We start from the raw sequence: 17,282 nt of genomic DNA, 5'->3' as shown, positions 1-17,282 counted from the left end.
GAATTACCAATGAGTTATAGCTGCTGATTGTGAATTCGCCCTGACCGTCGGGCGGGCGTCATTATTTTGTCTGATTCAACACCAGCAGCAACGCTGCCGTTTGCGCATCCGGCGTGCCGTCAAAGCGCGCAGGGCGGTAGTGCATCTGGAACGCTGCGAGCACATGGCGGGTTGCCACATCCAGCTCGCCGGTCTGCGGCGTCGAGTAGCCCAGGCGCGCCAGTTGGCTCTGAAACCAGGTGATGCTCGGCAGTTCGGCGTCGAACTGCGCCTGCTGGCGTACCACCGCTTGCTCGTCGGGCCACAGCCCCAGTCCTTCGGCTGCCAGGCGTTTCCACGGGAACAGCGGTCCCGGGTCGAGCTTGCGCAGCGGGGCGATGTCGCTGTGGCCGATGATGTGGCGCGGGCTGATGCCCTGGCGTTTGCTGATGTCCTTGAGCAGGACGATTAACGACTGTACCTGAGCTTCGCTGTAGGGGTACCAGAGGCGACCGGTCGGAGTGTCCTTGAAGCCCGGATTGACGATCTCGATACCGATGGAGCTGGAGTTGAGCCAGGTCCGGCCTTGCCATTCGCTTTCGCCGGCATGCCAGGCCCGCAGGTTTTCGTCCATCAGCTTATAGATGGTGGCGTTCTTGTCGTCGCCGATCAGGTAATGGCTGCTGACTTCGCCATGGGTCAGCAACTGCAGTGAGCGTTCAAGCGAGGCGGAGGTGTAGTGCACGATCACAAACTGCACGCGACTGTCGTGATTGATCGAAGGATGGCTGGTGTCGAAACGCGGGCCGCTGGCACAACCGGCCAGTAAGAGCAGCGACGCGAGCAGGGTAAAAAATTTCATGGCAGAGGGCAGTACACGCAAGACGATAATGCAACAGTGTAACGTATCGCCTTGCGCTTCGACGCTTAAAGGGCTGTTTTAAACAATATGGAACAATTGCCTCAGCCCAGCTCCACCCGGTTTCGTCCTGCGTTTTTCGCCCGATAAAGCGCCTGATCGGCTCTTTTAAGCACCAAATCGCTGTGTTCTCCGGCCCGGAACGTCGCCAGACCCATGGAAACGGTGATCGTGACGCGTTCGCCCTTGAAATGAAACGGGCAGGCCTCGATGGCGGCGCGCAGGGTTTCCAGAAGTTTGGCGCCGACCGCCGGGGAGGTGGCGGGAAGCAGAAGGACAAACTCTTCACCGCCGAAACGGGCGATGAAATCGTTGCCACGCATACGCTTGCGCAGGACCGTGGCGATGATCTTCAACACCTTGTCGCCGGCCAGGTGCCCGTAGTTATCGTTGATCCGTTTGAAGTGATCGAGGTCGAGCATGGCCAGGCTCAGAGTATTGCCGTGTTGCTGCCACTGGGCGATTTCATGTTCGAGTCGTTCGGTCCAGGCGGCGCGGTTGGGCAGGCCGGTAAGCGGATCGATCAAGGCTTTCTGGCGTTGTTCTTCAAGGTGTTCGCGATAGCCCAGCGCTTCCTGTTCCATGTGCGCGACACGCTCGGCCAGGCTTTTCAGGCGTCCGGCGACTTCCTGTTCCCGAGCGTCGCGCTGCTTCTGGTGCTGATCCATGGTGCCGAGCAGGCCTTCGAGGTGGTTTTCCAGCACTTGCTTGAGATCATCCAGATCCGCCGCCTCCTGGACGCTGGTCTGCAAGCCGTCGACCTGTTCGCGGATCTGCGTGTCCATTGCTCTCGCGGCGGAGCTGTTGTCGGCGTGTCCTTCGCTGGCCGCCTGCAAGTTGCTCTGGAATGCTTCAAGGCGTTCATTGAGTTGCTGCAGATAGGCTTCGAACTCGTGCTGGCCGCTGTCTGTGATGGCCAGCATCAATGTCGCAAGATCGTCGAGTATCGGTAGCAGTTCGTACCAGTTAAGGCCATTTTTCAGCCGGTCGCGCATCGCCTCGGCTTGCGGGCGGTGGCGCTCCGGCAGGGTCAGGTCATCCAGCAACCCGATCAGCGTGTCTTCAATGTGTCGGGCGACCGAGCTGTAGGACGGCTCTGGCGAGTCCGGCAGGGCATAGAGAATGTCATGCTCGGATTGTTCCGGATCGATGGCGGCCAATGCCTGGGCGATGGGTTCGGGCAGGGGCAGGCTGTCGAGGATCACGGGCGGTGGGGTATCGCCGGGGTGGATCAACTCGTCGGGGTTGATGGCCGTGGGCACTGCCGGCGCGAAAACCGGAGGAGGCGAGAAGGCCTGCGGCTCCGGTTCTGGCTCGGCGGGTTCTGGTTCGCTGAAGGCGGCGGGGGATTCGGTGAGGATTCTGGCGGGCTCGAAGGCCACTACCTCCGGCTCTGCAAAGTCTTCTGGGATTGGCTCTGGAGCTTTGGATGGTTCGGCCACGGGGGCGGCGATCGGCGCTGGGCTGACGGGCGCAGTGGCGACCTGTTCAGCGCTTGTAACAGGCGCTTGCGGCGTTGGCGCAGCTTCATGTGTGACGGGTGGTTGCTCTGGCTGCACTGACGGGGTCATCGCAGGGGGCTGGGCCACTTGAGCAGATGTTTCCTCGCTGTCGCGGCTGCCGAACAGGCGCTGCAACAACCCGGGACGCCCCGGTTCCGCCGGCGTCGCCAGCTGACTCAAGGCCTTGCCCTGCAGGCCGCTGAGTTCGCTGAGCAGCAGCGGCATTTCCCTTGCCTGACTCACCCGGCCGTCCAGCTGCTTGGCGAACTTCTTCAGCGGCTGGGCCACTTCTCGGGGCAGCGGCAGGGATTGCAATTGAGTAACCAGCGCAGTCAGTGCGGTGCTGACCTGTTCGATCCGGGTTTCCCGGCGTTGCTCGGAATCGAGCACGGCTTTTTCCAGGCGAGGGAGCAGGGCGGCGAGGCCGGCGTCCATGTCATCGGTGCGCACCACGTCGCGCATCTCTTTCATGCATTGATCGACGACCCGGTCGGTGCCTTCCGCTGCCAGGGTGCTGCGCACCAGCCCGCGACGCAGCAGGTCGAGCCGGGCGTCCCATCGACGTTCGAGTTTTTCCTGTTGTTCGATGCTTTTGAGGTATTTCTCTTTCCAGCGCTGGGCTTCGTCGCTCATTCAGGGGTTCCGCGAAGGGCAGTGCTCAACGCGGGCAATGCATCGGCCGTGAGCGAACCCGGCAGACGAATCTCTACCGCGACCGGCAGGTGATCGGAAATCGGTTGTGCCAGCACTTCGACCTTTTCCAGGGTCAGGGTCGGGCTGAGCAGAATATGGTCCAGGCAGCGTTGGGGGCGCCAGCTGGGGAATGTCGCTTCGAGTTGTGGGGCCAGCAGGCCGAGGTCGCGTAATGGCGAGTGTTGCAGCAGATCGCTGGCGTGGGTGTTCATGTCGCCCATCAGCACCTGATGCTTGTAGCCGCCGATCAGCTCGCGGATATAGGCCAGTTGCATGCTGCGCACTCGGGCGCCGAGCGCCAGGTGCATCATGACCACCACCAGTGCTTCCGGGCCTTCGCCGAAGCGCACCAGAATCGCCCCGCGCCCCTTCGGACCCGGTAAAGGGTGGTCTTCGATCGCCCACGGCCGCAGGCGACTGAGCACGCCATTGCTGTGCTGGGCCAGTCGGCCAAGATTGCGATTGAGTTGTTGATACCAGTAGGGGAAGGCGCCGAGCTGGGCCAGGTGTTCGACCTGATTGACGTAGCCTGAACGCAGGCTGCCGCCATCGGCTTCCTGCAGGGCGACCAGATCGAAGTCGCCAAGCAGATTGCCGATCTTTTGCAGATTGCTCGAACCCCCGGGGTGCGGCAGCAGATGCTGCCAGCTGCGGGTCAGGTAGTGCCGATAGCGCTCGGTGCTGATGCCGACCTGAATATTGAAACTGAGCAGGCGCAGACGGCTGTCTGCGGGCAGGCCCGTCGATTCCAGGTGATGCTCGTTGACCTGCGGTTCATGCAGGCCAACGACGCGTTCGGCTCCCCAGCGGCGCATGGCGATTGCCGCGCTTAGTTGGCGGCTGCCTTGTTGGCCGCTCGCTCTTTGGCCACCAGTTGGTCGGCCAGTTTCAACGCCTGTTCTGCACCGCCGGCAGAGCCGATGTCAAAACGATACTTGCCGTTGACGATCATGGTTGGAACGCCGGAAATTTCATACTTCTTGGCCAGCTCGCGGGCTTTCACGATCTGACCCTTGATGGCGAACGAGTCGAAGGTGGCCAGGAACTTGTCCTTGTCCACGCCTTGAGTGGCGAGGAAGTCGGCCATGTCGTTCTTGTCGGTCAGCTTCTTGTGTTCTTTCTGGATCGCGTTGAATACGGCAGCGTGCACATTGTGCTCGACGCCCATGGCTTCCAGAGTCAGGAACATCTGGCCGTGAGCGTCCCACGGGCCACCGAACATCGCAGGAATGCGCACGAAGTTGACGTCGGACGGCAGTTTTTCAACCCACGGATTGATCACCGGCTCGAACGCGTAGCAGTGCGGGCAGCCATACCAGAACAGCTCGACCACTTCGATCTTGCCAGGCACGGCGACCGGTACCGGGTTGCTCAGCTCGACGTAAGGGGCAGCAGGGGCTTCGGCGGCCTGGGCGGTGACGCCGAACAGGCTGGCAGCGACGAGGGCGGCGCTGATGATCAGATTACGCATGCTTTACTCCTGGACAATTTTGGTCGCCTCGCGCGACCTGTTTTCAGACAGATCCTGGCGGGCATGAGTTCTGTAGTGTAACGGCAGCGGCCACAAAAAAGGGCGGCCAAAGCCACCCTTTTTATACTTGCTGCGACGGATTAATCGAGTGTTAACGTTGCAGGAGATGTCCATCACCGTTAACGCTCGATTCAGGGCGGTTAGTGCAGGCCCTGGATGTAGCTGGCGACCGCGGCGATGTCTTCGTCGCTCAGTTTGCGTGCGATGGTGCGCATTGGCATGGAGTCGCCGTCGTTGTTGCGGCCGGCTTCTTCCTTGCGGAAATCGGTCAGTTGTTTGGCGATGTATTGAGCGTGTTGGCCACCCAGGTGCGGGAAGCCTGCGGCGGCGTTGCCGGCACCGTTCGGCGAGTGGCAGCCGGTACAGGCTGGCAGGCCTTTGTCCAGGTTGCCGCCACGGAACAGGGCTTCACCACGCGCGACGATCTTAGGATCGGCGGCGCCGACGCTGCCTTTCTGGCTGGCGAAGTAGGCGGCGATGTCGGCCAGGTCCTGATCGCTCAGGTTGGTCAGCAGGCCGGTCATTTCCAGAACGGTGCGCTTGCCCGACTTGATGTCGTGCAATTGCTTGGTCAGGTAGCGTTCACCCTGTCCGGCCAGCTTTGGAAAGTTTGGCGCCATGCTGTTGCCATCCGGGCCATGGCAGGCGCCGCATACGGCGGCTTTTGCCTGGCCTGCGGCTGCATCACCGGCAGCATGGGCGAAGCCTGAGATTCCCACGGTCAACAGCAGACTCACGATCAGTTTGTTCATCAGCTAATCCAACTACGGCTAAGGGTTAAGAGTTATGGACCGGGCTTACTCTCGCTCATCCAAAGGATGATGGCCTGGTAATCCTCGGCACTGCAGTCCATGCACAAACCACGCGGCGGCATCGCCTTGAAACCCTGGGTCACGTGTTGCACCAGCGTCTCCATACCTTTCGCCAACCTCGGCGTCCAAGCTTCCTGATCGCCTCTTTTGGGCGCCATGGGTAGTTGGCCGGAATGACAGGCTCCACAAACACGGTTGTACACGGCTTCCGGATCCTGTGTAGCCTGTGCGCTGTAAAGCGGCATCAAGACTCCGGCAGCCAGCAGCCATTTCGTCATAAAACGACCTTTTCAGGGTTGAGAGCGTTCTGCGTTCTAATGCGCAATCAAGGTCTGTCGCTCTCGTGAACTTCATCCTTCGCCGGGACAAAGCACACACAAAATCTGCGGCATTATATACTGGCGTCACTGAAACGGAAGCGACACCGCGTTCCGCGCCTAATCCCGGCGCCGCCCACATCGGAAATCCCATGCAACTCAAGAATCCCATCCTCGGCCTGTGCCAACAGTCCACGTTCATGCTCAGTGCCGCCAAAGTCGATCAGTGCCCCGACGACGAAGGCTTCGAAGTGGCGTTCGCCGGTCGATCCAACGCCGGTAAATCCAGTGCGCTGAACACTCTGACTCACGCCAGCCTGGCGCGCACCTCGAAAACCCCGGGGCGCACACAGCTGTTGAACTTCTTCAAGCTAGACGATGAACGGCGTCTGGTCGACCTCCCGGGCTACGGTTATGCAAAAGTACCGATCCCGCTCAAGCAGCACTGGCAGCGTCACCTCGAGGCTTACCTCGGTGGCCGCGAGAGTTTGAAGGGTTTGATTCTGATGATGGACATCCGTCATCCAATGACCGACTTCGACCTGTTGATGCTCGACTGGGCCGTTGCCGCCGGCATGCCGATGCACATCCTGCTGACCAAGGCCGACAAACTGACCTACGGCGCAGCCAAGAACACGCTGCTCAAGGTGCAGTCGGAAATCCGTAAGGGTTGGGGCGATCAGGTAACGATCCAGCTGTTCTCCGCCCCGAAACGCATGGGCCTGGAAGAGGCCTACACTGTGTTGGCGGGCTGGATGGAGTTGGCGGATAAAGGCGCTGAATTGCCTGCTGAGTAAATCGCAGGCAAAAAAAGCCCCGGACTTCATATGGGGAGGGAGAAGTTCCGGGGTTTAAGTTCCGAACCGCTAGGGCGGGGTTCAGATATCTGCCAACACTTAACACAACATAGGAGCATCGAAGGGCTTCACCAGCCATTCAGTATCTCTGAGTACCCTGGCGCAAGATTAGTTCAGATTCTTTTCAAAAAACTTTGGAATAAGCTCAAGAACGATCCGACCTAAGCCCCCTCGATGCCTTTGCCGCGACGCGCTGTCGCGGCAAAACCTCGCCCCAGAGGCCTCAGTGCGCCTCGTCCCAGTTGCTGCCAACGCCCACTTCCACCAGCAACGGCACGTCCAGTTTCGCCGCTTCGCTCATGTGCACGCGAATTTCTTCGCGAACCTGATCGACCAGATCCTCGCGGACCTCCAGCACCAGTTCGTCGTGCACCTGCAGGATGACTTTGGCGTCCAGCCCGGAAGCGCACAGCCAGTTATCCACCGCCACCATGGCTTTCTTGATGATGTCCGCTGCAGTGCCCTGCATCGGCGCGTTGATCGCCGTACGTTCGGCGGCAGCGCGTTCCTGCGGCTTGTTGGAGTTGATGTCCGGCAGATACAGACGACGACCGAAGATCGTTTCCACGAAGCCCTGATCGGCTGCCTGGGCGCGGGTGCGATCCATGTATTCGCGAACGCCCGGGTAGCGCGCGAAGTAGGTGTCGATGTAGGCCTTGGCGGTCTTGGTATCGACGCCGATGTCCTTGCCCAGTTTCTGCGCGCCCATGCCGTAGATCAGACCGAAGTTGATCGCCTTGGCGCCCCGGCGCTGGTCGGACGTCACTTCATTCAGATCGACCTTGAACACTTCGGCCGCCGTGGCGGTGTGCACGTCCAGGTTATTGCGGAAGGCGTTCATCAGGCCTTCGTCGCGGGACAGGTGGGCCATGATCCGCAGTTCGATCTGCGAGTAGTCCGCTGCCAGCAGTTTGTAACCTTTCGGCGCAACGAAAGCCTGACGGATGCGTCGGCCTTCGGCGGTGCGCACCGGGATGTTCTGCAGGTTCGGATCGCTCGACGACAGGCGACCGGTCGACGCAACGGCCTGATGGTACGAAGTGTGAATACGCCCGGTACGCGGGTTGATCTGCTCCGGCAGGCGATCGGTGTAGGTGCTCTTCAGCTTGCTCATGGAACGGTGTTCCATCAGCACTTTCGGCAAGCGGTGGTCGTCTTCGGCCAGCTTCGCCAGCACTTCTTCGGCGGTGGACGGCTGGCCCTTGGCTGTCTTCTTCAGCACCGGCAGGCCAAGCTTTTCGTAAAGGATCACGCCCAGCTGTTTCGGCGAACCGAGGTTGAATTCTTCACCGGCAATCTCGAAGGCTTCACGCTCCAGCGCGACCATTTTGTTGCCCAGCTCAATGCTTTGGATGCCGAGCAGGTCAGCGTCGACGAACGCGCCCTGGCGCTCAATGCGTGCGAGTACCGGCACCAGCGGGATCTCGATGTCGGTCAGCACGCTGGCCAGGCTCGGGATGGCGCTGAGTTTTTCGAACAGAGTCTGGTGCAGGCGCAGGGTCACGTCGGCATCTTCGGCGGCATACGGCCCGGCCTGTTCCAGGGCGATCTGGTCGAAGGTCAGTTGCTTGGCGCCTTTGCCGGCGATGTCCTGGAAGCTCACGGTGGTGTGATTCAGGTACTTTTGCGCCAGGCTGTCCATGTCGTGACGGGTGGCGGTGGAGTTGAGCACATAGGACTCAAGCATCGTGTCGAAGGCAATTCCGCGCACGGTGATGCCTTCATTCTGATCACCGCCGATGGCGCAGTTGGCCAGGATGTTCATGTCGAATTTGGCGTGCTGGCCGACCTTGAGCTTGTTCGGGTCTTCCAGGATCGGCTTGAGCGCGCGCAGCACAGTGTCGCGATCCAGTTGCTCCGGCACGCCGATGTAGGAATGGGTCAGCGGAATATAGGCCGCTTCGTTGGCCTGTACCGCGAAGGAAAGCCCGACCAGTTGCGCCTGTTGCGCATCGATGCCGGTGGTTTCGGTGTCGAAGGCGAACAGCTTGGCGTTCTTCAGTTTTTCCAGCCAGACGTCGAATCGCGCCTGATCGAGGATGGTTTCGTACGCGGCTTCAGCCGGAGCGGCAGGCGCTTCTTCGGTAGGCGCGCTGAACAGATCACCGGCCGGCGCAGGCTCGGCGGCCGCGCTCAGTTCCTGGCGCTTGGCATCGCGATCCAGGTCATTCAGCCAACTCTTGAATTCCAGCAGGGTGTACAACTCGTAAAGTTTGGCCGGATCTTCCGGACCCATTTGCAGGTCGTCGAGGCCGATATCCAGCGGCACGTCGACCTTGATGGTCGCCAGTTGATAGGAGAGGAACGCCATCTCCTTGTGTTCTTCGAGCTTGGCCGGCAAGGTCTTGGCGCCGCGGATCGGCAGGGTTGGCACGATGTCGAGCTGCGCATACAGCTCGTTCAGGCCGCCGTTGACGCCCACCAGCAGGCCGGACGCGGTTTTCGGGCCGATGCCGGGAACGCCGGGGATGTTGTCGGAAGAATCGCCCATCAGGGCCAGATAATCGATGATCTGCTCCGGAGCGACGCCGAATTTCTCCTTCACGCCCTCCACATCCATCGAACTACCGGACATGGTGTTGACCAAGGTAATGTGGCCATCGACCAGTTGCGCCATGTCCTTGTCGCCGGTAGAGATGATCACCGGGCGGTCGGCGGCCGCGCTGCTGCGGGCCAAGGTGCCGATCACGTCATCGGCCTCGACGCCTTCGACGCAAAGCAGCGGGAAACCGAGGGCGATCACGCTCTGGTGCAGCGGTTCGATCTGTACGCGCATGTCGTCGGGCATGCTCGGGCGGTTGGCTTTGTATTCGGCGTACATCTCATCGCGAAATGTCCCACCCTTGGCGTCGAACACCACGGCGAACGGGCTGTCCGGATACTGCTTGCGCAGGCTCTTGAGCATGTTCAGCACGCCTTTGACCGCACCGGTCGGCAGGCCTTTGGAGGTGGTCAGCGGTGGCAGCGCGTGGAAGGCGCGGTACAGGTAAGACGAACCGTCCACCAGGACGAGGGGGGCTTGGCTCATGAGCAGAATCAACCTTTTCGGCGGGCCCGGCGCTAGAATAGCGGGACCGTTGACGACAAAGGGACAAGGTTATCATGCGTACGTTAAATCGCTTGCTGCTGGTCAGTCTGATTGCTGTCTTACCGCTGGCCGCGATCGCGGCGGATGATGCGCCATCGTCGGAGCCGGAAGTTACCATTAGCACGCACACGGAAGGCGACAAGGTCATTCAGGAATACAGCCGCAGTGGATTCGTCTACGCGATCAAGGTCACACCGAAGGGCGGTAAACCCTATTTCCTGGTGCGCGCCGATGGTTCGGACGCGAACTACATCCGGTCCGACCAGCCGGATATGCTGATTCCGTCGTGGGAAATCTTTACCTGGAAGTAAGTTTCCTGACTTTTAATCGGCGCCGTTTGATGGCGGCGCCAGAACTGAGCAGTTTTTAACCATGTCTGTGTTCACCCCCCTGGCTCGGCCCGAGCTGGAAACCTTTCTCGCCCCGTACGGGCTCGGCCGTCTGCTCGATTTCCAGGGGATCGCCGCCGGCAGTGAAAACACCAACTTCTTCATCAGCATGGAAAAGGGCGAGTTCGTCCTGACCCTGGTCGAGCGCGGCCCGGTGCAGGAAATGCCGTTTTTCATCGACCTGCTCGATGTCCTGCACCAAGCCGATCTGCCCGTGCCCTACGCACTGCGCACCACCGACGGCGTGGCCCTGCGCGAGCTGAAAGGCAAACCGGCATTGCTGCAACCGCGCCTGGCTGGCAAGCACATCAAGCAGGCCAACGCCCAGCATTGCGCGCAGGTCGGTGACTTGCAGGCGCATTTGCACCTGGCGACCCAGGGCGACAACATGATCAAGCGCAAGACTGATCGTGGCCTGGACTGGATGCTGGAAGAGGGCACGCAGTTTCTTTCGCACTTGAACGACGAACCGCGCGCGTTGCTGCAAAAGTCTCTGGATGAAATCACTCAACAGAAAGAGAAAATTCTCGCGTTGCCACGGGCGAACATCCACGCCGACCTGTTCCGCGACAACGCGATGTTCGAAGGCACGCACCTGACCGGGCTGATCGACTTCTACAACGCCTGCTCCGGGCCGATGCTCTATGACGTGGCGATTGCTCTGAACGACTGGTGTTCGGACGATGACGGCCTGATCGACGGCCCGCGTGCTCGGGCCTTCCTCGGTGCCTATGCGGCACTGCGTCCATTCACGGCGGCCGAAGCCGAGCTGTGGCCGACCATGCTGCGAGTGGCGTGCGTTCGGTTCTGGCTGTCGCGTTTGATAGCGGCGGAATCGTTCGCCGGGCAGGACGTGCTGATTCACGATCCGAAAGAGTTCGAGCAGCGGCTGGCGCAGCGTCAGACGGTCAGTACGCCGCTACCTTTCGCCCTGTAAAAGAAAAAACCGCAGCCTGTGCAGGCTGCGGTTTTTTTATCAGAGCGATTCGAGACAACCCGCCAGATCATTCCCGAGCTTCTCCAGCACTTGCTCATAACCCTGAGCCGTGGCTGGCGTGTACCCGCCCAAAGCATCCAGCTCCGCCAGCTTCACCGGCAGGCCCGCCACCAGGGTCTCGGCCAGTCGTGGACGCAGCGGCGGCTCACTGAACACGCAGGTCTTGCCGACTTCCTGCAACCGCGCGCGCATCGCCGCCACATGTTGGGCGCCGGGTTGCACTTCCGCCGCGACGCTGAACACGCCAGTGTGTTTCAAGCCGTAGGCGTCTTCGAAGTAGTCGAAGGCTTCGTGGAAGACGAAGTAGGGTTTGCCTTCAACACTGGTCAGGCGTTTCTTCAAACGCTGATCAAGTGCATCCAGACGCTCATCGAACGCCTTGGCGTTGCTCTGGTAGCGCTCGGCATTGGCCGGGTCTGCGGCGCTCAGGTCAGCAGCCATTTTGTCGGCAATAACCCGCGCGTTCACCGGCGATAGCCACAGATGTGCATCGAGGTTACCCGGGCGATGGTCGTGATCGTGTTCGTCGGCTTCTTCGGCATGGGAGTGGCTGTCCGCGGCGAAGCGGCGCAGTTTCATGCCCGGCAGGTCCTGCACGGCAACGCTCGGCAGCGTACGACCGTTCAGCACGCGAGGCAGGAAACCTTCCATGTCCGGGCCGATCCAGTACAGCAGATCCACCGATTGCACCTTGCGTACGTCGGACGGACGCAACGCGTAGTTATGTGGCGAAGCCCCCGGCGGCAGCAGCACTTCCGGAATCGCCACGCCGTCCTGCACCGCAGCGGCAATCAGTTGCAGGGGCTTGATGCTGGTGAGGACTCTGACCTCGGCCTGAGCCGGGCCGATCAGCAGAAAGCCGGTGATGAATACGACAAAAACAGAAAAAAGTCGGGACACGATGACCACTCAATGAGGCGAGAACGGGTAACATAATAACGTCTCTAACCAAACTCGTCGCCGCTCATGCCTATTACACCGATTGCCAGCCGTCCCCATGACCATTCGCACTGCGTTCACAGCGCGCTGTCCGAGGCCGATGCCCTGTGTGCACAGAAAGGCTTGCGTCTGACCGCGCTGCGCCGGCGCGTGCTGGAACTGGTCTGGCAGAGCCACAAGCCACTGGGCGCCTACGACATCCTGGCCGTGCTCAGCGAGCAGGATGGCCGCCGCGCCGCGCCGCCAACCGTATACCGGGCGCTGGATTTCCTGCTGGAAAACGGTCTGGTGCACCGCATCTCCTCGCTCAACGCCTTCGTCGGCTGCGTTCACCCGAAACATTCGCACCAGGGCCAGTTCCTGATCTGCCGCGAATGCCACGCCGCCATCGAACTTGAGCAAAAAACCATCAGCGACGCCATCGTCCACAGCGCCAGGGACGTTGGCTTCATCGTTGAGGCTCAGACCGTCGAAGTGGTTGGTCTCTGCTCCGGTTGCCGGGGGGCTTGATGAGCGATGCGCTGATCCGTCTGGAGCAGGTGGCGGTCCGGTTTGCCGGGCAGAACGTGCTGGACAACATTCACCTGAGCGTCGAGCCAGGGCAGATCGTCACCCTGATCGGCCCCAACGGCGCCGGCAAGACCACGCTGGTACGCGCCGTGCTCGGGCTGCTGAAACCCGACAGCGGCAGCGTCTGGCGCAAGCCGAAACTGCGCGTCGGTTACATGCCGCAAAAACTTCACGTCGATCCGACCTTGCCGCTGTCGGTGCTGCGCTTCCTGCGGCTGGTGCCGGGCGTTGATCGCCCACGTGCGCTGGCGGCACTCAAGGAAGTCGGCGCCGAGCACGTCATCGACAGCCCGGTGCAAAACGTCTCCGGCGGTGAGATGCAGCGTGTGCTGCTGGCCCGGGCGCTGTTGCGCGAGCCGGAACTGCTGGTGCTCGACGAGCCGGTGCAGGGCGTCGATGTCGCCGGGCAGGCCGAGCTGTACAGCCTGATCACCCGGCTGCGCGACCGTCACGGTTGTGGTGTGCTGATGGTGTCCCACGATCTGCATCTGGTGATGAGCACCACCGATCAGGTGGTATGCCTCAACCGTCACGTCTGCTGCTCCGGGCATCCCGAGCAGGTCAGTGGCGATCCGGCGTTCGTCGAGCTGTTCGGCAACCACGCGCCGAGTCTGGCGATCTATCACCATCATCATGACCACGCCCACGACCTGCACGGTTCGGTGGTCAAAGGGCCTGTGACAGGCCAACCTCACGTTCACGGAGATAGCTGCAAGCATGGCTGATTTTCTGTTCTACGCCCTGCTTGCAGGTCTGGCGCTGGCGTTGGTCGCGGGGCCGCTCGGCTCGTTCGTGGTCTGGCGGCGCATGGCCTATTTCGGTGACACGCTGTCCCATGCCGCATTGCTCGGCGTGGCGCTGGGTTTTCTGCTGGATGTCAGCCCGACCGTGGCGGTGACCGTCGGCTGCCTGCTGCTGGCGGTGTTGCTGGTGACCTTGCAGCAGCGTCAGCCACTGGCGTCCGACACGCTTCTGGGAATTCTCGCACCGAGCACGCTCTCTCTCGGGCTGGTGGTACTAAGCTTCATGCATGAAGTGCGGATCGACCTGATGGCCTATCTGTTCGGCGACCTGCTGGCGATCAGCCCGACCGATCTGGCGTGGATCCTTGGTGGCAGCGCAGCCGTGCTGGTGTTGCTGGTGACGCTATGGCGCCCATTGCTGGCGATCACCGTGCACGAAGAGCTGGCCAGGGTCGAAGGCCTGCCGGTAGCTGGTTTACGCATGGCGTTGATGCTGTTGATCGCGGTGGTGATCGCAGTGGCGATGAAAATCGTCGGTGTATTGCTGATTACTTCGCTGTTGATCATTCCGGCGGCTGCGGCACAACGTCACGCCCGTTCACCGGAGCAGATGGCACTGGGCGCGAGCGTGCTGGGCATGCTCGCCGTGTGTGGCGGGCTGGCGCTGTCCTGGTTCAAGGACACCCCGGCCGGCCCGTCAATCGTTGTGACGGCGGCCGCACTGTTTCTGCTGAGTTTTGTTCTGCCCCGTCGAGGGGTGTAGACTTGCTCGTTTTTTGCGCAAATAGAGAGTCGCAGGAATGAAGCCGTTCGCCTCCCGTTATCTGCTCCTTGTGGCCTTTTCAGTGCTGCTGGGCGCCTGCCAAAGCACGCCGCCGGTGGCCGAAGTCCCCGATGCGCGGGCCACGGCCATCGCACAGCTGGAGCAAAGTCTGGCCAGCAGCGAACTGGCCACTGCCGAAGACCAATTGGCAGCCTTGCAGGCCGAGACACCCAACGATCAATCCCTTGAGCAATACCAGCGCCAGTTGGCCGAAGCCTATCTGCGCCTCAGCCAGATCGTCCTGCAAAAGGGCGATGTGAATGCGGCCGCGACCGCGTTGGCCCGTGCCCGCGTGCTGATGCCCAAGGCCCCGGCACTGACCGGTGGCGTCAACGGCGCGATCACTGAAGCGCGCAAGGCTGAGCTGGAAAAAGCCGAAGCGGCGCTGCAAGCCGCTGAAGCCAAGCCGAAAGCCAAGGTGATCGATCCGACCGCCGAGAGCACCACGGTCGCGCTGAACATCACCGATAGCCGCAAACTTCGCCGCCAACTGGATGCGATCGCCGCCGATGTGGTGAATTATGACTGTGCGGTGAGCATTCAGGCCCCGCGTACCAATGATTATCCTTGGCTGGCGACGTTGATCACCAAGCGTGTGAAGAAGCTTGATCCGGATTTCGATCTGAAGATCGAGAAACAGATTCTGCGTACGGTCCCGGCGCAGATGGTTCTGAGTCCGCGCAAACCTTAAAAGCATCGTCGGAACGCTGCCCGGAGCAAGCCCGCTCCCACAGGTACCGCGTGAATCCTGTGGGAGCGGGCTTGCTCGCGAAAGCGTCTTTTCAGCCAACGAAGATTTTAAGCGGGAATGGCTTTGGCCTTAGGCTCCCGATCCCAGACCCGATGCTGCCCGATCGCAGCAAAGAATGGCTTGGTCAGCGCGCCAACATCCTTGCCCTCGATCAACCCCGCATCCGTCTCCAGCTTCAGCACATCCAGCAACTGCTTGGCCTCACCCTGCAGCGCAATCGCCTTCAAGTGCTTGTACGCCTCCAGCAGGTAATGCAACGCCACGCCGTCACCGCTCAACGCCTTGACCGATGCCGCGCCACCCGGCACGAACACCGCGTCGAACGCCACCGAAGGCAAACCTTCCATCGACGCATCCACCGCCAGGCTTTTGCCATCGGCGGTCTTCACCGGCGCCGAAGACGGGCCGAGCAGTTTGGCGTGCGCACCTTCTGCCGCCAGCGCCTTCTTCATCGCATCAATTGCCGCACCATCGACGCCGTTGGCCGCAAGGATCGCGACTTTTCGCGTCTTGATGTTTTCCGGCAACAGGTTGGCCTGACTCAACGATGGTGAGCGATCCAGTGATGTTTTCGGTACGTCGACGGTGCCTTTGCCTGGCGCTGGCAGACCCAGGTTGGCCGCCACGCGTTTGGCCAGCTCCAGATCGATGTTGGCGAGAATCTCGTTCACTTGCCTCGCCCGGATGAACTCACGCTCAACCTTGCCCAGTTCGAAGCTGTAGGCGGCGATGATGTGCTCTTTCTCGTGCGGGCTCATGCTGTTGAAGAACAACCGTGCCTGGGAAAAGTGGTCGCTGAACGACTCGCTGCGCTGACGGATCTTGTTGGCATCGATGCGCTCCGGGTAGCTTTCGAACCCGCCGTGCTGCGCCGCCGGTGGGGTTTCCTTCGGCCAGCCGCCATCGATGGAGTTCGGTTCGTAGGACGCGCGGCCCTTGTCGATCACCGTACGGTGCTGGGCATCGCGCTGGCCGTTGTGGAACGGTGCCACTGGGCGATTGATCGGCAACTCGTGAAAGTTCGGCCCGCCGAGTCGGCTGATCTGCGTGTCGGTGTAGGAAAACAGCCGGCCTTGCAGCAGTGGGTCATTGGAGAAGTCGATGCCCGGCACGATATGGCCGGGGCAGAACGCGACCTGCTCGGTCTCCGCGAAGAAGTTGTCCGGGTTGCGGTTGAGGGTCATCTTGCCCAATGGCGTGATTGGAACAATTTCCTCGGGAATCAGCTTGGTCGGGTCGAGGATGTCGAAATCGAAGTCGTGTTCGTTTTCCTCTTCGATGACTTGAACGCCGAGTTCCCATTCCGGGTAGTCGCCCATTTCGATGGCTTCCCAGAGATCGCGCCGATGGTAGTCGGTGTCTTTACCCGCGAGCTTCTGCGCTTCGTCCCAGACCAGCGAACAGGTGCCGGCGGTAGGGCGCCAGTGGAATTTGACGAAGCGCGATTTGCCCTCGGCGTTGATCAGCCGGAAAGTGTGCACACCGAAGCCCTGCATGCTGCGCAGGCTTTTCGGGATGGCCCGGTCGGACATGGCCCAAATGACCATGTGCGCCGATTCCGGCACCAGCGACACGAAGTCCCAGAACGTGTCGTGAGCCGAGCCACCGGTGGGTATTTCGTTGTGCGGCTCGGGCTTTACCGCGTGGACGAAGTCGGGAAACTTGATCGCGTCCTGGATGAAAAATACCGGCATGTTGTTGCCAACCAGATCGAAGTTGCCTTCGTCGGTGAAGAACTTCACGGCAAAACCACGCACGTCACGCACGGTGTCGCCGGAACCACGCGGCCCCTGCACCGTGGAAAAACGCACGAACACCGGGGTTTTCTTCCCCGGATCCTGCAGGAAACCGGCCTTGGTCAGCGTCGAATGGTTCTCGTAGCTCTGAAAGAAACCATGGGCGCCGGTGCCGCGGGCGTGGACGATGCGCTCGGGAATCCGTTCATGGTCAAAGTGCGTGATCTTTTCACGCATGATGAAGTCTTCCAAAAGCGACGGCCCGCGAGCTCCGGCCTTGAGGGTGTTCTGATTATCAGCAATTTTCACGCCCTGGTTGGTGCGCAGTGCCTGGCCCGTGGCATCGGAGCGAAACTTCTCCAGGCTGTCGAGTTTGGCATTGGTGTTGGCGCGATCCGGGGTATCGGTGCCGGCCAGTTGGCTTTTGTCATTGGCAGGTTTCTTGGTACTCATCAGTCATGAACTCCTGTTTGTCCCGGGATTGCTCCGGAACGCTTGAGTGTTTCCCAGGCACGGCACCCAGGGATTTCAAGTCGCTTAATTAGTGACTGACGAGGGTTTCGAGCGTTCCTTTTTTATGACCTTTGATCCTGTTATTGCCAAATCGAAGGTTATTCGCGAAATAAATGCTAAGAA

16 protein-coding genes are annotated in these 17,282 nt (G+C 60.9%); 7 read left to right on the top strand and 9 right to left on the bottom strand.

Annotated features, from left to right (window positions below; translation table 11 throughout):
• Positions 1–61: 61 nt before the first annotated feature.
• From QLG12_RS21505 to QLG12_RS21480, 6 genes are all read right to left on the bottom strand, one after another.
• Positions 62–841, bottom strand: a complete 780-nt coding sequence (locus QLG12_RS21505) for an N-acetylmuramoyl-L-alanine amidase (RefSeq protein ID WP_197868999.1) — start codon at positions 839–841, stop codon at positions 62–64.
• A gap of 101 nt (positions 842–942) precedes the next feature.
• The gene (locus QLG12_RS21500; RefSeq protein ID WP_197869000.1) at positions 943–3,033 is read right to left on the bottom strand and encodes a diguanylate cyclase; all 2,091 of its coding nucleotides are present in this window, start codon (positions 3,031–3,033) and stop codon (positions 943–945) included.
• Positions 3,030–3,908 carry an endonuclease/exonuclease/phosphatase family protein gene (locus QLG12_RS21495; protein WP_282475198.1) on the bottom strand — a complete coding sequence of 293 codons (879 nt, stop codon included), beginning with the start codon at positions 3,906–3,908 and terminating at the stop codon, positions 3,030–3,032. Before QLG12_RS21495 ends, QLG12_RS21500 begins: the two co-directional genes overlap by 4 nt.
• Positions 3,909–3,922: 14 nt before the next feature.
• Entirely contained in the window at positions 3,923–4,564 is a 642-nt protein-coding gene (locus QLG12_RS21490; protein ID WP_039764866.1) for a thiol:disulfide interchange protein DsbA/DsbL, read from the bottom strand.
• Between the two features lie 200 nt (positions 4,565–4,764).
• Entirely contained in the window at positions 4,765–5,376 is a 612-nt protein-coding gene (locus tag QLG12_RS21485; RefSeq protein ID WP_197869002.1) for a c-type cytochrome, read from the bottom strand.
• 32 nt (positions 5,377–5,408) lie between these two features.
• On the bottom strand, positions 5,409–5,714 hold the full coding sequence (locus tag QLG12_RS21480; RefSeq protein ID WP_085696557.1) for a c-type cytochrome: 306 nt from the start codon (positions 5,712–5,714) through the stop codon (positions 5,409–5,411).
• Positions 5,715–5,905: 191 nt separating this feature from the next.
• Here QLG12_RS21480 and yihA point away from each other — a divergent pair, with 191 nt between their 5' ends.
• Positions 5,906–6,550: a ribosome biogenesis GTP-binding protein YihA/YsxC gene (gene yihA, locus QLG12_RS21475; protein WP_011331778.1), complete on the top strand. Its 645-nt coding sequence runs from the start codon at positions 5,906–5,908 to the stop codon at positions 6,548–6,550.
• A gap of 283 nt (positions 6,551–6,833) precedes the next feature.
• On the opposite strand, the gene polA is transcribed toward yihA, so the two are convergent.
• Entirely contained in the window at positions 6,834–9,638 is a 2,805-nt protein-coding gene (gene polA, locus QLG12_RS21470; protein ID WP_282475197.1) for a DNA polymerase I, read from the bottom strand.
• Positions 9,639–9,712: 74 nt separating this feature from the next.
• Here polA and QLG12_RS21465 point away from each other — a divergent pair, with 74 nt between their 5' ends.
• Together QLG12_RS21465 and QLG12_RS21460 are read left to right on the top strand one after the other, a co-directional pair.
• The gene (locus QLG12_RS21465; protein WP_282475196.1) at positions 9,713–10,009 is read left to right on the top strand and encodes a DUF2782 domain-containing protein; all 297 of its coding nucleotides are present in this window, start codon (positions 9,713–9,715) and stop codon (positions 10,007–10,009) included.
• Positions 10,010–10,070: 61 nt separating this feature from the next.
• Positions 10,071–11,024, top strand: a complete 954-nt coding sequence (locus QLG12_RS21460) for a homoserine kinase (RefSeq protein WP_197869004.1) — start codon at positions 10,071–10,073, stop codon at positions 11,022–11,024.
• A gap of 39 nt (positions 11,025–11,063) precedes the next feature.
• Here the strand turns inward: QLG12_RS21460 and QLG12_RS21455 are convergent, their stop codons facing one another.
• On the bottom strand, positions 11,064–11,984 hold the full coding sequence (locus QLG12_RS21455) for a zinc ABC transporter substrate-binding protein (RefSeq protein WP_197869005.1): 921 nt from the start codon (positions 11,982–11,984) through the stop codon (positions 11,064–11,066).
• A gap of 66 nt (positions 11,985–12,050) precedes the next feature.
• On the opposite strand from QLG12_RS21455, the gene zur reads away from it, so the two are divergent.
• The 4 genes from zur to QLG12_RS21435 are packed head-to-tail and all read left to right on the top strand — an operon-like array spanning position 12,051 to position 14,850.
• The gene (zur, locus tag QLG12_RS21450) at positions 12,051–12,533 is read left to right on the top strand and encodes a zinc uptake transcriptional repressor Zur (RefSeq protein ID WP_064379572.1); all 483 of its coding nucleotides are present in this window, start codon (positions 12,051–12,053) and stop codon (positions 12,531–12,533) included.
• A complete protein-coding gene (znuC, locus tag QLG12_RS21445) occupies positions 12,533–13,318 on the top strand; it encodes a zinc ABC transporter ATP-binding protein ZnuC (protein WP_282475195.1) in 786 nt (261 codons plus the stop codon). The genes zur and znuC overlap by 1 nt, the downstream gene beginning before the upstream one ends.
• Positions 13,311–14,099 (top strand): zinc ABC transporter permease subunit ZnuB, encoded by a 789-nt coding sequence (gene znuB, locus QLG12_RS21440; RefSeq protein WP_197869007.1) that lies wholly within the window; start codon positions 13,311–13,313, stop codon positions 14,097–14,099. Before znuC ends, znuB begins: the two co-directional genes overlap by 8 nt.
• 37 nt (positions 14,100–14,136) lie before the next feature.
• A complete protein-coding gene (locus tag QLG12_RS21435) occupies positions 14,137–14,850 on the top strand; it encodes a PA5502 family lipoprotein (RefSeq protein WP_282475194.1) in 714 nt (237 codons plus the stop codon).
• Between the two features lie 107 nt (positions 14,851–14,957).
• On the opposite strand, the gene katE is transcribed toward QLG12_RS21435, so the two are convergent.
• Complete coding sequence (gene katE / locus QLG12_RS21430) at positions 14,958–17,099, bottom strand: catalase HPII (protein WP_282475193.1); 2,142 nt, start codon at positions 17,097–17,099, stop codon at positions 14,958–14,960.
• Between the last annotated feature and the right edge of the window lie 183 nt (positions 17,100–17,282).

The organism is Pseudomonas sp. V88_4 (assembly GCF_029967985.1).
Classification (GTDB): domain Bacteria; phylum Pseudomonadota; class Gammaproteobacteria; order Pseudomonadales; family Pseudomonadaceae; genus Aquipseudomonas; species Aquipseudomonas glycinae.
This window is presented reverse-complemented; position numbering and strand designations above follow the sequence as displayed.